We start from the raw sequence: 14,947 nt of genomic DNA, 5'->3' as shown, positions 1-14,947 counted from the left end.
TCGCTCGACTTGCATGTATTAGGCACGCCGCCAGCGTTCATCCTGAGCCAGGATCAAACTCTCCAATAAAGTTAGTTTGTCTAGCATCATAAAATAAAAATTGACGTTTCACGTTGTTTGTTTCGTTTAGTTTTCAAAGTTCAACATCGCGTTTCAGCGACTTTTATAATTTAACATTTTGTATTAAATCTGTCAACAACTTTTTTCTTTCGTTCCTGACGACGCTTATTAATTTACCATATTAATCATTCACTAGTCAACACTTTTTAAAAAAATGCCAAAATAAATTTATCTTGGCATAATGTAAAGCTTAATAACCACCAATGCAGCAACACCAGGTAGACCTAATAAACTTGTGATTGTTGCAGTTCCTAAATTTATTGGAATATGAAAATCGAAATATGTTCCTACAACATTTACGATAAAAAGTAATGCTACTCCCAAAGTAATATGAAAGAGCGCTTTTCCTATAAAACGTAACGGCTTAGAAGAAACACCAAAAACAAGGAAAATAAAAATCAACGCAAGAATACCAACAATAATAATTGTAGAATTCATTTTTTCCTCCTTATGAATGACCTGTACACATTTATTTGTATGGGACAAGACGATAAAAAAGAACATTTATCATATAAATCCAGTCGTTTCATCTCATTGACCTTTATTAGGAAACACATTCTCCATAAAAACCATTAATCGACCTTTCTAAACGAAGTGATGACTACATGTTTAAGAAATAAAATAAAAAGGTTCTGCTTCTTCAGCAGAACCTTTTACCATTGTTCCATCTTTACAGGACGACGTTTCGCTTCTTTGAGCAAAAAGAAATATTTCGCCTCTGCTATTTTTAAAGAACAAAGTACATCTTGAGATGGTTCAACGCTTTGTTCAACCATTCTCTTTTGACGTAACCATTCATTCTTCACTTTTTCTAATAGTACAATTAGCTTATCATCATACTCTTTACGCAATTTACCCTTTTTTTGAAAGAACATTTTTGTTTCTCCTCTTATACTTCTCTACGACCTTCTAACGCTTTCGACAGTGTCACTTCATCTGCATATTCTAAATCTCCACCAACTGGCAGACCATGTGCAATACGAGTTACTTTAATACCTGTCGGCTTTAAGAGGCGGGATATATACATCGCTGTAGCTTCCCCTTCAATATTAGGATTTGTTGCTAATATTACTTCTTGTACCGTTTCATCGTGCAGTCGCTTTAAAAGCTGCGGGATATTAATGTCTTCTGGTCCAATTCCCTCCATTGGAGAGATAGCACCACGTAACACATGATATACACCTTGATACTCTTTCATCTTTTCCATTGCGATTACATCTTTCGGTTCTTGTACGACACAAACAACTGATTGATCTCGATGTGAATCGTTACAAATATAACAAGGGTCACGGTCAGTAATATGCCCGCATACAGAACAATACGCTAAGTCTCGCTTTGCATTTACAAGTGCTTTTGCAAAACCTAACACATCATCTTCTTTCATATCTAATACGAAAAATGCCAATCGAACCGCTGTTTTCGGTCCGATTCCTGGCAGTTTCATAAAACTATCAATTAGTTTTGATATTGGTTCTGGATAATGCATATATCAATATCCTCCTAGAACATTCCACCCGGTAAGTTTAAGCCTTTTGTAAATTTACCCATTGTAGAGTTTGAAAGTTCATCAGCTTTTTTAAGTGCATCATTCGTTGCAGCTAAAACTAAGTCTTGTAACATTTCGATATCTTCTGGATCTACAACTTCTTCTTTCACTTTTACTTCAAGAATTTGCTTATGACCATTTGCAATAACTGTGATCATACCGCCACCAGCTGTACCTTCAACTGTTTTTTCTCCTAGTTCTTCTTGCGCCTTTGCCATTTCCTTTTGCATCTTTTGCATTTGTTTCATCATGTTATTCATATTTCCCATTCCGCCACGCATCATAATTAATTCCTCCTAATTATTATTACTCTTTTATTTCAATGAGTTCTTGCCCTACTAATTTTACGGCCTCTTCTATAAGAGGATCTTCTTTTTTCTCTGGGCTTTCTTCAGAACTTCCACCTTCACGTTGTAAAAAATCTTCACGAATTTTACCCCATTCACTTTTTGGAATGGCAATCATATTTAATCTTTTACTTAGCAATTCAAATAAAGCTTGTTCCACTGTATCCATAGCTTCTCGATTTTCGCTTGCCATTTTACAGTGGATCTCATATTGAAACGCTAAAACGTAAGTATCCTCCGAAGCTGCTACTGGTTCGCTATTTTCTAATAAAACGGCAAATGCTACTTTGTTGTATGCTTTGAGCCTCCCTAGTAACTCACCCCACACAGCTTTTAATTGTTCTAAATCTTGACGCTTTGCTTGTTTTAATACTTCATTTACACGTCCAACAGGAATCTTCATACTCCCTGTCCGCACTGGCTTTGGTGCTGCACGCGTCTCTCTAACTTCCGGTTGCACACCGACCGGCACACCATTCTTTTTGACTTGTTCTAACTCTTTCTCCAATTGCTGCATCCTGTTCATAATTGCTTGTAAACGATCTGCACCGTTTGCTTGCATCATAAACTGTTGACACAGTTGTACCATAACGACTTCTAAGAAAATTCGCGGATGATTTGTCCACTTCATTTCCTGTTGTCCCTTACTAAGAGTATGAATGATTTCATAGATTACTTCCGGTTGCATTTCTTCACTTAACATACGGAATTGCTCATCTACCATTACTCGCTCCAACATATGTTCCAGTTGTGATGAAGTTTGATATAAAAGCATATCACGATAATAGTAAATAAAATCCTCCATAAAACGAACTGGATCTTTCCCTTTACCCATCATCTCATCTATGATACGTAACGCCCTTGATACATCATTTTCACGTATACACTCTACTAAGTTGCCTAAGTATTGCTGAGAAACAGAACCCGTTACAGCTAATACATCTTCTGTCGTAACCCTCTCATCACTATAAGATATCGCCTGATCAATAAGACTAAGCGCATCACGCATACCACCTTCAGCGGCACGCGCAACAATTTGTAACGCCTCATCTTCTACTTGCGTACCTTCATTAGTCACAACCGTCGACAATCTCTCAACAATATCATTTACTGATATTTTTCGAAATTCGAAACGTTGGCAACGCGAAATGATTGTAGGCGGTATCTTATGCGGTTCTGTTGTCGCCAAAATAAAGATAACATGTCCTGGCGGCTCTTCTAACGTTTTTAAAAGCGCATTGAAGGCACCCATAGAAAGCATGTGGACTTCATCAATAATGTATACTTTATATTCTACAGCACTTGGAGCATATTTTACTTTATCTCTAATATCTCGAATTTCATCTACACCGTTATTTGAAGCCGCATCAATTTCTAATACATCTGAAATAGACCCTTGCGTAATTCCCAAACAAGAGGGACATTCATTACAAGGTTCAGCTACCGGAGCATGTTCACAGTTGATTGCCTTTGCAAATACTTTTGCAATTGTCGTTTTTCCTGTTCCCCTTGGGCCAGAAAATAAATATGCATGTGAAACTTTCTCTTGAAGAAGGGCATTTTGCAACGTTTTTGTCACGTGCTTTTGACCGACTACATCTTCAAATTTTTGCGGTCTCCATGTTCGGTATAACGCTTGGTATGACACGAAAATACGGCCTCCCTCAAAGGTTATTATCTCATTTATTATAACCCATTCTGTTTATAGATTCCAAAAGTTATTTTCTATACAAAAAACCCACCTTAGTATTAAGGTGAGTTTTGTATACATATATAACTGCCGTGCACCTTCTGTCGATTACGTACCATAAGCGTTACTTAAGCAGTTAGCTCGGTTCAGGCACTCCTGCGGCACACGAGAAGACCCGCTTATTGCTGCTTCCTTCCGGACCTGACAAGGTTCACGGGGTCCCGTTGCGCAGGACCCAAACGTCAACACCACTTACTTAAGGCAGGCCTTACAGCAACATAACCTCGAGAAGGGATTCGGCCTCGCTAGAGCGGATTGCGAGTATAGGGCACCGCTACCTCCCCGCTTAGCACGGCAAAGTTAAAACCAATATTCGGTTGCCTTCATTAAAGGCACTATCAGTATAACTTGTTTTTTTATAAAATGCAAATACGTTAATTCTCGTTGCTTTTCTCTAATTTCTTAATCGCTTTTCTTTTTTTACGAAGTTCTCTAAAAAAGTTTGTTAACAGCGTACCGCATTCTTCTTCTAATACACCAGCTACTACTTCACATTGATGATTAAAACGTTCATCCGTTAACAGATTCATCAATGTCCCTGCACATCCACCTTTTGGATCACCTGCACCATATACGACTCGCTTTACTCGTGATAAAACAATTCCACCCGCACACATCGGACAAGGCTCTAATGTTACATATAAAGTCGCATCTTCTAAACGCCATGTCCCTAATTTTTTACAAGCCTCATCAATAGCTAACAACTCAGCGTGAGCTATTGACCTTTGCTCAGTTTCCCTTAAATTATGAGCAGCACTAATTACTTCACCATTTAATACTATAACTGCACCAATCGGTACTTCTTGTATTGCCTCTGCTTTTTTAGCCTCTTCTATTGCTAATTGCATAAAATAAATATCTTGATCACGTTCCATAACATAGTCCTTTCATTACAAATAAAGTACACTTATTTCCATTTACTACACATGGGATAACTTTTACAAATTCAATCCACCCTAAGAAAAAAGAGAGGGGATTACATATGAAGAATACTGCCTTACTCATTATCGATATGATTAATGATTTTCAATTTTCACACGGGCCCGTCCTAGCAAAAAAATGCGAAATGATAACCAATCCTATTTTACAATTAAAGAAAACAATGAAATCCTTCGGTTACCCCATCATTTATATTAATGACCATTATCAACTTTGGAGATCTGATATTGACCAATTAATTACTCATTGCACAAATGAATATAGTGAAAATATCATTCATAAGATTGCTCCAAGTTCTGATGATTACATTTTTATTAAACCACATTACTCTGCTTTTTATGAAACACCTTTAAATTCTTTATTAGGCTATTTAAAAATAGAAAATCTAATATTAACAGGGGTGGCCGGGAATATATGTATCCTCTTTACAGCTAACGACGCTCATATGAGGAATTATACATTGTATGTACCCCAGGACTGTATCGCCTCTAATCATGATCAAGATAACCTGCATGCTTTAAAAATAATGGAAACGACATTAAAAGCAAATATAGTACCTTCGTCTCAAATAAAATTTAATTAATACATATATCTATTTTCTAACTTTTTATATCAAATTAAACCGCTCGCCTCCCTCTTGTGCTACAATAATTCTGTTTTGTGTTTTTAGTAGTCACGGTAAATCACTGATTGAAAGGAGGAAACAGCGTGACCGGAGTACCATTTATCACGGTTGAAGGACCAATTGGTGTTGGAAAAACTTCACTTGCGAAGGAAATTTCAACTCACATGCAACTCCACTTACTGAAAGAGATTGTTGATGAAAACCCCTTTTTAGGAAAGTTCTATGAAGACATCGACGAATGGAGTTTTCAAACAGAGATGTTCTTTCTTTGTAATAGATACAAACAATTAGAAGATATTAACATAAAGTATTTGAATCAAAGGAAGCCAGTAGTAGCGGATTATCATATATTCAAAAATGTAATTTTCGCATCCCGTACATTAAAAGATTCTCAATATGACAAGTACATGCAAATCTATCGTATCCTTACACAAGATATGCCAGTTCCAAATGTTATCGTTTATTTAACAGCTAGCTTAGAAACATTACAAAGACGAATCGCCATGCGCGGAAGAGAATTCGAAAAAAATATGGATCCAAATTACTTACTACAGCTCACAAAAGATTATGAAACAGCAATGGATGCTTTTAAAAAGGACCATCCAGATATCCCAGTATTGAAATTTAACGGAGACGATATGGATTTTGTAAAAAATCCTGATGATTTAAACGTCATCCTATCTGTCCTTCAAAATACTCTCTTAAAGGAGTCGAAATAATAATGAATTTAAGGCAAAAATATGATATACCAAATGACGCAGTAATCACTATCGCTGGAACAGTAGGTGTCGGTAAATCCACTATGACAACTGCATTAGCTAACGCTTTAGGATATCGAACATCATTTGAAAAGGTAGATTCTAACCCGTATTTGGACAAGTTCTATGCTGATTTCACACGCTGGAGCTTTCACTTACAAGTGTACTTTTTAGCAGAACGATTTAAAGAACAAAAAAGGATTTTTGAATACGGTGGTGGTTTTGTTCAAGATCGCTCTATCTATGAAGACACTGGCATTTTTGCAAAAATGCATCACGAAAAGGGTACAATGACGGAAACTGATTATGAAACATACAAAGGTTTATTTGACGCTATGGTCATGACTCCTTACTTCCCTCATCCAGATTTACTAATCTACTTAGAAGGTTCTTTCGATGATATCGTTGATCGTATCCAAGAACGTGGACGTCCGATGGAACAGCAAACGCCAATTGAGTATTGGAAAGAGATGCATGGGCGTTATGAAAACTGGATTAATAACTTTAATTCATGCCCTGTCTTACGATTAAATATTAATGAATACGATATTTTAAAAGATGGCGATTCCATTGAACCAATCATTAAAAAGATCGGCCATTTTTTAAAACAAACACGTAAACTTGTAAAATAAAAAACCCGTGCATACGCACGGGTTTTTCTACTAAATTACTTCTTCTTTGTCGGAGCAATAATTTCACTCTCAGATTTTCCAGCGTTAATACGCTGACGAACAGTACTTGTACTAATATCGTACGCCTCAGCAATCTCTTTAACAGTCATTTCTTTCCCGTTAATTACTGCTGTTAATACTTTACCTGTACGTTTTGGAGCTGCTTCTTTCTTTACAGCTTCTTTTTTAACTTTTTTTGGTGCCTCTACTTTTGTTGCAGTTTGCTTTACGTCACAAGTGCAACCACAAAGTTTACGGAATGTATCATCGCTAATAATGCGTGATACATTTGCACCACTGTTTAAAATTCTATTGTTCTTACAGACAGGACATTGTACATAATATAAAGTTTTTCCATCTAAAGGAAACGTTTGTATAATAAGATCCATGTTGACTCCTTTCATATCTATGAAGATAATCATCGGAATATGAGTGTGTAATAAGGACATTATATCCTTACACCATACTTTATGATTGGTTTTAAAATAAAAACTCGTTACGTGTTGGTAACGAGTTCTCCAATCTCCACTTATATGCGCTGTTGTCAATTATATCTGGAGGAGGTAGAGGGATTCGAACCCCCGCGCGACTCTCGCCGCCTGTCGGTTTTCAAGACCGATCCCTTCAGCCAGACTTGGGTATACCTCCATATTGACATCAAATATAATATCAAAAGAAAAACAGTTAGTCAACCCTACTAAAATAAATTATGAGGAAAGGAAAATTTTACTTTTCCCCTCCTACATTATAGTACTGACAACGCTCATAATTACCAATCACTCATACCGATGAATGTTTATAAATTTACTTAATAACTGTTTTTCCTCCCATATAAGGGCGAAGAACTTCTGGAATTATAATTGTACCATCTTCTTGTTGGTAGTTCTCTAAAATAGCTGCTACCGTACGTCCAATTGCAAGACCAGATCCATTTAATGTATGAACATGTTCTGGTTTGCCGTTTGGCTCACGACGGAAACGGATATTTGCACGTCTCGCTTGGAAAGCCTCGAAATTACTACAAGAAGAGATTTCACGATATGTGCCATAGCTTGGAATCCATACTTCGATATCGTATTTCTTCGCTGCTGTAAATCCTAAATCGCCTGTGCACATGCTCATAACGCGATATGGCAACTCTAATAATTGTAACACGCGTTCTGCATCATTTGTTAGTTTTTCTAACTCTTCGTAAGAATCTTCTGGTTTTACGAACTTTACAAGCTCTACTTTATTGAACTGATGCTGACGAATTAAACCACGTGTATCACGGCCAGCTGAACCTGCTTCAGAACGGAAACAAGAGCTAAATGCAGCATATCTTATAGGTAATTGCTCTTTATTTAAGATTTCATCACGGTGCATATTTGTTACAGGTACTTCAGCTGTTGGAATTAAGAAGTAGTCTTCACTTTCAATACGGAATGCATCTTCTTCAAACTTCGGAAGTTGTCCTGTCCCTGTCATGCTTGCACGGTTTACCATGTACGGAGGTAATACTTCTTCATATCCATGCTCATCAGTATGAAGATCAAGCATAAAGCTAATTAAAGCACGCTCTAATCTTGCGCCAGCACCTTTGTAGAATACGAAGCGGCTTCCTGTTACTTTTCCAGCACGCTCAAAATCTAAGATTCCTAAATCTGTAGCAAGATCCCAATGTGGTTTTGGTTCAAAAGCAAATTCTTTCACTTCTCCCCAAGTACGAGCTACTACATTATCATCCTCTGTTTCACCAACTGGAGCAGATTCGTGAGGGATATTTGGAATAGATAACATCAATCTTTCTAAATCTTCTTCAACTGTACGAAGTTCATTATCAAGATCTTTTACTTTTTCTCCAACTTCACGCATTTCTAGAATTAGAGCTTCTGCATCTTTCTTTTCGCGCTTCAATACAGAGATTTGTTGAGATACTTCGTTACGTTTACTTTTTAGTTCCTCTGTTTGAACAAGTAGTTCTCTTCTTCTCGTATCCAATTCTTCAAAGCGACCAAAATCAGTTAAATCTTCGCCTCTATGCTGTAACTTTGCTTTTACTTCTTCAAAATTTGTACGTAAAAATTTAATATCAAGCATTATATACTCCTCCTTTTATTTTATAAAACACAAAAAACTCCCGTCCCTATATAAAGGGACGGGAGTTAACCCGCGTTGCCACCCTAGTTGAAAGCATTACCGCCTTCCTCTCAAGTAGAAATAACGGCTCTTCACCGGGAATGTTTACTAATCATAAAGATATTCCACATTCCATTCCAGGATGGATTCACAAACTGTTTCTATCGATTTCCACCAACCATCGACTCTCTATAAGAAACGACATTTGTTACTACTTCCTATCAACACGCTTATTTTATAAAATTGTTACCATCAATTTACTATAATCTTATACAAGTTGCAAGTTACTTATACAACTTTTTTCATTTTCGCTTCTTTTACCATTTCTACAAAGTATGCTGTTACACGATGATCATCCGTTAATTCTGGATGGAAAGAAGCAGCTAAAAACGGCCCTTGCCTTACCGCTACCATTCGATCGCCATGTGTAGAAAGTACCTCAACATCATCCGCTACATCTACAACATACGGGGCACGAATAAATACGCCAACAAAATCTTCTCCCACACCTTTAATAGAAAGTGCAGCTTCAAAGCTATCTTTTTGACGTCCAAACGCATTGCGCTCAACTGTAATATCCATCGCACCAATATGTGCTTCGTCATAGCCAATAAGTGTTTTAGCAAGAAGAATCATTCCTGCACATGTACCAAACATTGGTTTACCAGACTTCGCGAATGTACGAAGTGGTTCCATGAAATCATACTTATCAATAAGACGGCGCATAGTTGTACTTTCACCGCCTGGTAAAATAAGACCATCAATCTCTTCAAGTTGTTCTATACGCTTTACAACAACAGCTTCTGCACCACTTGCTTCAACTGATTTTACATGTTCACGAACTGCACCTTGAAGACCTAGTACACCAATTTTCACCATTTTAAAGTTCTCCTTCAATTACCATCCACGCTCTTGCATGCGTTGTTCTGGTAATAACGTTGAAATTTCGATACCCTTCATCGCATTACCTAATCCTTTTGAAAGGCTTGCAATTAGTTCGTAATCTTCATAATGAGTTGTTGCTTCAACGATTGCACGTGCAAATTTCGCTGGGTTCTCTGATTTAAAGATACCAGATCCAACAAATACACCATCCGCACCTAATTGCATCATTAACGCTGCATCTGCTGGTGTTGCTACACCACCTGCTGCAAAGTTTACAACCGGCAAACGACCAAGACGTTTAATTTCAAGTAGTACTTCATAAGGAGCACCAGTATTTTTTGCATATGTCATTAACTCATCTTCACGTAGACTTGCAACTTGACGGATTTCTGCATTGACTTGACGCATATGACGAACTGCCTCTACAATGTTCCCTGTTCCTGGTTCACCTTTTGTACGAAGCATAGATGCACCTTCTGCAATACGACGTGCAGCTTCTCCGATATCACGGCAACCACATACAAATGGAACAGTGTAATCACGTTTATTTAAATGGTATACTTCATCGGCAGGAGTTAATACTTCACTCTCATCGATATAGTCTACCCCTAATGATTCTAATACACGTGCTTCTACAAGGTGACCGATACGGCATTTTGCCATAACCGGAATTGACACAGCACCCATAACTTCTTCAACGATTGTTGGATCTGCCATACGAGAAACGCCACCTGCTGCACGAATATCTGCTGGTACGCGCTCTAATGCCATAACGGCAACTGCGCCTGCCTCTTCTGCAATTTTTGCTTGTTCAGCGTTAATTACGTCCATAATAACGCCGCCTTTTTGCATTTCTGCCATTCCACGTTTTACACGTTCTGTCCCTGTTACATTTGTCATGTTACAAAACCCCCCCTAGGTGAATTGCTTTTCCCCGTTAAAGGCGAAAATTAAGAATACTCTTACATTCTACCACTAACTATCAGATGCTTGTCTACTACTTTTTCATAAAGTCGGTATGAAAAATAGGAATAAGAAAAAGCCCCTACAATGAGGAGCTTTTAAAACCAACCTTTTACTGTATCAACAGCACTATTCCATATACCACTAAAGAAAGAACCAATTCCGCGCATAGCACGAGTAAACCAGTTTGCTTCTTCTACTTCAGATGTTGTTACAAGATCCACTTGCAACGACTTACCAGTTAAAAATCCAGGGTCGTTTGTATCTTTTGGCGTAATTACCATTTGACCAAGCGCAGCTCCTTTTTTAATAGGTGCTTCTTGTCCTTTACTTGATTCTTTTAATTCTGTTTTATAAACTTCTTTACTTCCTTTTGGTACTGGAAGTGAAATGGCTTGTTTCGTTTGAACTGCTACATCCTTATCTTTCGCATTTTCTACTCGTACTGTTTCTTGTCCTTTTACTGAAGAACCTTTTTTATACATTTGTTTCATTTCAAAGTTAGCAAATCCATAATCATATAGCTTCTTTGTTTCATCAAAACGTGCTGTATGAGAACTTGTTTTAATTACTACAGAAATAAAACGCATACCGTTTCTTTCAACCGTACCAGTGAAGCAATCTCCTGCTTCTGGAGTTGAACCTGTTTTTAGGCCATCTACGCCATCATATTCTTTAACTAAACCTTTTAACATCCAGTTCCAGTTCGACATTGCAAACTTCTCTTTTTCTGGACGGAATTCTTTTTTCGGGATTTTTGCTGTATCTAACACTTTCGGATAATCTTTAATTAAATGTTGTGCTAAAGTTGCAACATCCTTTGCAGACATTTTATTTTCTTCATCTGCTGTTGTTCCTTCTGGATGCATTCCCTTTAAATCCTTATTCGTTAAACCTGTAGAATTGACAAATTTATAATTTTTCAACCCTAGCTCTTTCGATTTATCATTCATCATTTTTACGAAATCTACTTCTTTACCTGCAATTGCTTCTGCTAATGCAATCGTTGCACCGTTTGCAGAGAAGATTGCCATTGCCTCGTACAACTCTTTTACCGTATAAGAACCACCATTTTCTAATGCCACATTTGATAATGAAGCATCTTGTGAAACTTTATACGCATATTCAGAAACCTTAATTTTCTGATCCCACTTAAGCTTTCCTTTATCCACTGCTTCGTGAACTAAATATTCACTCATCATCTTTGTCATACTAGCAATTGATAATAATTCATCTGCATTCTTTTGATATAAAATTTTTCCAGAATTCGCTTCAACTAAAATTGCCGCACCTGCTTCAATGTTTAAAGCAGATCCTGTTTCTGCTGACGCATTGCTATATGGTAACAACATACTACAAACTAGTGTAAGCATCGTTACTAGTGCAATGAATCTTTTGCAAAACATACCTTTCACTTTTGCTACCCCCAATATCTATGTACTCACATAACCGTTATTCTAACATAATCAAAAAAAAATAGACAGAGATATCAAATCTCCGTCTATTTGTATATAAGACATTATAATGAGTAGTTTGGAGCCTCTTTTGTAATTTGTACGTGGTGAGGATGGCTTTCAAGTAAACCAGCACCTGACATGCGAATAAATTGTGCATTCTCACGTAAGAATTCTAAATCTTGTGCTCCGCAATAGCCCATACCTGCACGTAAACCACCAACTAATTGGTGAACTGTATCTGCTAAAGGTCCTTTATATGGTACTCGTCCTTCAATACCTTCTGGAACAAGTTTTTTATTTCCTTCTTGGAAGTAACGATCTTTACTTCCTTTTTCCATCGCTCCGACAGAACCCATACCGCGATATACTTTAAATTGGCGACCTTGATAAATTTCAGTTTCACCAGGGCTTTCAGCAACACCAGCAAACATACTGCCTAGCATAACAACATGTGCTCCTGCTGCTAAAGCTTTAACCATATCACCAGAGTATTTAATACCACCATCAGCAATAACTGGAATACCGTGTTTACGAGCTTCTGTTGCACAATCATAAACCGCTGTTAATTGTGGTACACCAACGCCGGCTACAACACGTGTTGTACAGATAGAACCTGGTCCAATACCAACTTTAACTACGTTTGCACCTGCTTCAATTAATGCTTTTGTTGCTTCAGCAGTAGCAACATTTCCAGCGATAATATTTAATGATGGATACTTTGCACGAACTTCTTTTACTTTATCAATAACACCTTGAGAATGTCCGTGAGCTGTATCAAGTACGATTGCATCTACGCTAGCTTTTACTAATGCGTCGATACGAGTCATAGCATCAGCCGTTACACCAACTGCTGCTCCAACTAATAAGCGCCCTTGCTTATCCTTCGCAGAATTTGGGAATTCAATTACTTTTTCAATATCTTTTATTGTAATAAGCCCTTGTAATACACCGTTGTTATCAACAAGAGGGAGTTTTTCAATTTTATACTTTTGTAGGATCTTTTCAGCTTCACTTAGCGTTGTACCAACTGGAGCTGTAATTAGCTGTTCTTTTGTCATTACGTCGGAAATTTTGATTGAGTAGTCTTGGATAAAACGCATATCACGGTTTGTAATAATACCAACTAATTTTCGCTCATCTAAATTATTTACAACCGGTACACCTGAGATACGGTATTTTCCCATAAGATGCTCTGCATCATACACTTGATGTTCTGGAGTTAAAAAGAATGGGTCTGAAATAACGCCACTTTCAGAACGTTTTACTTTATCAACTTGCTCGGCTTGTTGTTCAATAGACATGTTTTTATGAATAATTCCTAAACCGCCTTGACGAGCCATTGCAATAGCCATATCCGCTTCTGTTACTGTATCCATTCCTGCACTAATTAACGGGATGTTTAACTGTAAGCTTTCAGATAAAACTGTTTTAACACTTACTTCTCTTGGTAATACATCTGACTTTGCTGGTACAAGTAATACGTCATCAAAAGTCAAACCTTCTTTAACAAATTTAGATTCCCACATAATTGTTCCCCCCATGATACCAGAAATTATTATTAGTAGCTTATCAATTGGTTAAAATACTGTCAAGGACGTATATATATGTTAGAATTTTTAGACAATAAAAGGAGCGTAATATATGCATCAAACACATTGTACTTGGCAGCAATTAAGTTTCTTCTTTTCATCTCAAAATGTACAACGTTATCTTGCCCGTTGTTATGAAAAATCCTCCATACAAGATGCTGAAAAAAAAAGTTTCGAAAATTGTTATCCCTTTATTTATTACTTAGAACATGGGAAAAATTATTACGAATTATATAAGGTAGCTCCCTTTTCAATTCAACCAATGTTATTGTTTTATGGAATAAGCCAACTTTTTAAAGCGTGCTTATTAACTATTGATCCGAACTATCCTGAATCCACTACTGTTTTAGCTCATGGTGTTACGACTCGTAAACGGAAAAAACAGGGGTATCAATTTTTAGAAGATGAGGTAAAGGTACAAAAAAACGGACTATTTACTCATGTTGCAGAACAGCTGTTTCACATGAAACACTTAGAATCAGAGAAGTTTAACATGTTGGATTTAATGGGGAATATTCCTGAATTACAAAACTTATTTCGCTATAGTCAACGAGGTGCCACTTTGTATAAAATTGATTCACCAAATACAAATGAGCTTTCCTTTTCAGTCAACATACTAGATCGACTTCATATGACTACAGAAAGATTTTCACGTTACATCGAATCAATTTGTAAGCACTTATCTATACAACATGTCCCTAGGAAAACGAGCGCATCTAATTTGCTTTTTACAGCTCCTATCCAATCGTGGAATCCTATATATAGTACGCCTTTATACTACGAATATCTTGCTGATACTTATTACTTACCACTTACAACTGACCCTAGAAATCCTAAACCCGCATTACCTGAACTTCTTGTTCATTATTTATTGCTCTACAATTTAAGTATGATTTCTAGATACGAAACAGATTGGTGGTATGATTTACTTGGAAGCTATGGATCTGAAGATTACCCCTTTATTTATCAATTCCTTACTATTTCTGCTCAAAAAGTTCCTTACTACATTTCGTCTTTTTTACTAGCAGAACCGGGCCTATTTCATGGGAAATAAAAAAACACAAGTCAAAAGACTTGTGTTTTTAGTTGCTTGGCGACGTCCTACTCTCACAGGGACAAGGTCCCAACTACCATCGGCGCTAGAGAGCTTAACTTCCGTGTTCGGTATGGGAACGGGTG

General features: G+C 37.1%; 16 protein-coding genes, 1 tRNA gene, 2 rRNA genes, 1 other RNA gene and 1 other annotated feature. Of the genes, 4 read left to right on the top strand and 16 right to left on the bottom strand.

Features of this window, described 5'->3' with window-relative positions; all coding sequences use genetic code 11:
- The 8 genes from AC0L0O_RS29795 to tadA all read right to left on the bottom strand — a co-directional run.
- Positions 1–69, bottom strand: a 16S ribosomal RNA gene (locus AC0L0O_RS29795); the annotation flags it as partial.
- Positions 70–288: 219 nt separating this feature from the next.
- Positions 289–558 carry a pro-sigmaK processing inhibitor BofA family protein gene (locus AC0L0O_RS29790; RefSeq protein WP_001089257.1) on the bottom strand — a complete coding sequence of 90 codons (270 nt, stop codon included), beginning with the start codon at positions 556–558 and terminating at the stop codon, positions 289–291.
- A 215-nt stretch (positions 559–773) separates the two neighbouring features.
- Positions 774–995 carry a YaaL family protein gene (locus tag AC0L0O_RS29785; RefSeq protein ID WP_000466020.1) on the bottom strand — a complete coding sequence of 74 codons (222 nt, stop codon included), beginning with the start codon at positions 993–995 and terminating at the stop codon, positions 774–776.
- A gap of 14 nt (positions 996–1,009) precedes the next feature.
- Positions 1,010–1,606, bottom strand: coding sequence for a recombination protein RecR (gene recR, locus AC0L0O_RS29780; RefSeq protein ID WP_000559169.1), 597 nt, complete (start codon positions 1,604–1,606; stop codon positions 1,010–1,012).
- Positions 1,607–1,620: 14 nt separating this feature from the next.
- Positions 1,621–1,947, bottom strand: a complete 327-nt coding sequence (locus tag AC0L0O_RS29775; protein ID WP_001996460.1) for a YbaB/EbfC family nucleoid-associated protein — start codon at positions 1,945–1,947, stop codon at positions 1,621–1,623.
- A 25-nt stretch (positions 1,948–1,972) separates the two neighbouring features.
- Positions 1,973–3,661: a DNA polymerase III subunit gamma/tau gene (gene dnaX, locus AC0L0O_RS29770; protein WP_000121572.1), complete on the bottom strand. Its 1,689-nt coding sequence runs from the start codon at positions 3,659–3,661 to the stop codon at positions 1,973–1,975.
- A gap of 132 nt (positions 3,662–3,793) precedes the next feature.
- An RNA gene (ffs, locus tag AC0L0O_RS29765) (signal recognition particle sRNA large type) lies at positions 3,794–4,058 on the bottom strand.
- Positions 4,059–4,137: 79 nt separating this feature from the next.
- Positions 4,138–4,638 carry a tRNA adenosine(34) deaminase TadA gene (gene tadA / locus AC0L0O_RS29760; RefSeq protein WP_000439010.1) on the bottom strand — a complete coding sequence of 167 codons (501 nt, stop codon included), beginning with the start codon at positions 4,636–4,638 and terminating at the stop codon, positions 4,138–4,140.
- Between the two features lie 107 nt (positions 4,639–4,745).
- On the opposite strand from tadA, the gene AC0L0O_RS29755 reads away from it, so the two are divergent.
- From AC0L0O_RS29755 to AC0L0O_RS29745, 3 genes are all read left to right on the top strand, one after another.
- Positions 4,746–5,285, top strand: coding sequence for a cysteine hydrolase family protein (locus AC0L0O_RS29755; RefSeq protein WP_000798745.1), 540 nt, complete (start codon positions 4,746–4,748; stop codon positions 5,283–5,285).
- A 125-nt stretch (positions 5,286–5,410) separates the two neighbouring features.
- Positions 5,411–6,046 (top strand): deoxynucleoside kinase, encoded by a 636-nt coding sequence (locus AC0L0O_RS29750; protein ID WP_087931135.1) that lies wholly within the window; start codon positions 5,411–5,413, stop codon positions 6,044–6,046.
- A 2-nt stretch (positions 6,047–6,048) separates the two neighbouring features.
- Complete coding sequence (locus AC0L0O_RS29745) at positions 6,049–6,717, top strand: deoxynucleoside kinase (RefSeq protein ID WP_001053585.1); 669 nt, start codon at positions 6,049–6,051, stop codon at positions 6,715–6,717.
- A 35-nt stretch (positions 6,718–6,752) separates the two neighbouring features.
- Here AC0L0O_RS29745 and AC0L0O_RS29740 read toward each other — a convergent pair whose 3' ends face one another.
- From AC0L0O_RS29740 to guaB, 7 genes are all read right to left on the bottom strand, one after another.
- Positions 6,753–7,145, bottom strand: coding sequence for a sigma factor-like helix-turn-helix DNA-binding protein (locus AC0L0O_RS29740; protein ID WP_000364201.1), 393 nt, complete (start codon positions 7,143–7,145; stop codon positions 6,753–6,755).
- A gap of 166 nt (positions 7,146–7,311) precedes the next feature.
- Positions 7,312–7,404: transfer RNA gene (locus AC0L0O_RS29735), tRNA-Ser, on the bottom strand.
- 156 nt (positions 7,405–7,560) lie between these two features.
- Positions 7,561–8,835, bottom strand: coding sequence for a serine--tRNA ligase (serS, locus tag AC0L0O_RS29730; RefSeq protein WP_000884181.1), 1,275 nt, complete (start codon positions 8,833–8,835; stop codon positions 7,561–7,563).
- A 51-nt stretch (positions 8,836–8,886) separates the two neighbouring features.
- Positions 8,887–9,108, bottom strand: a binding site (T-box leader).
- 54 nt (positions 9,109–9,162) lie between these two features.
- On the bottom strand, positions 9,163–9,753 hold the full coding sequence (pdxT, locus tag AC0L0O_RS29725) for a pyridoxal 5'-phosphate synthase glutaminase subunit PdxT (RefSeq protein WP_000238799.1): 591 nt from the start codon (positions 9,751–9,753) through the stop codon (positions 9,163–9,165).
- An 18-nt stretch (positions 9,754–9,771) separates the two neighbouring features.
- On the bottom strand, positions 9,772–10,659 hold the full coding sequence (gene pdxS, locus AC0L0O_RS29720) for a pyridoxal 5'-phosphate synthase lyase subunit PdxS (RefSeq protein ID WP_000186156.1): 888 nt from the start codon (positions 10,657–10,659) through the stop codon (positions 9,772–9,774).
- Between the two features lie 161 nt (positions 10,660–10,820).
- Positions 10,821–12,128: a D-alanyl-D-alanine carboxypeptidase DacA gene (dacA, locus tag AC0L0O_RS29715; protein ID WP_125164927.1), complete on the bottom strand. Its 1,308-nt coding sequence runs from the start codon at positions 12,126–12,128 to the stop codon at positions 10,821–10,823.
- Between the two features lie 113 nt (positions 12,129–12,241).
- Positions 12,242–13,705 carry an IMP dehydrogenase gene (gene guaB / locus AC0L0O_RS29710; RefSeq protein ID WP_000264082.1) on the bottom strand — a complete coding sequence of 488 codons (1,464 nt, stop codon included), beginning with the start codon at positions 13,703–13,705 and terminating at the stop codon, positions 12,242–12,244.
- Positions 13,706–13,820: 115 nt separating this feature from the next.
- Between guaB and AC0L0O_RS29705 the strand changes: the two genes are divergently transcribed.
- Positions 13,821–14,822 (top strand): YaaC family protein, encoded by a 1,002-nt coding sequence (locus tag AC0L0O_RS29705; protein ID WP_000554264.1) that lies wholly within the window; start codon positions 13,821–13,823, stop codon positions 14,820–14,822.
- A gap of 34 nt (positions 14,823–14,856) precedes the next feature.
- On the opposite strand, the gene rrf is transcribed toward AC0L0O_RS29705, so the two are convergent.
- Positions 14,857–14,947: ribosomal RNA gene (rrf, locus tag AC0L0O_RS29700) — 5S ribosomal RNA — on the bottom strand; the annotation flags it as partial.

The sequence above is a fragment of the Bacillus sp. GS3m_15504 genome (assembly GCF_055825275.1).
The sequence above is the reverse complement of the archived record's forward strand: the minus strand, read 5'-3'. Positions and strand labels throughout refer to the sequence as shown.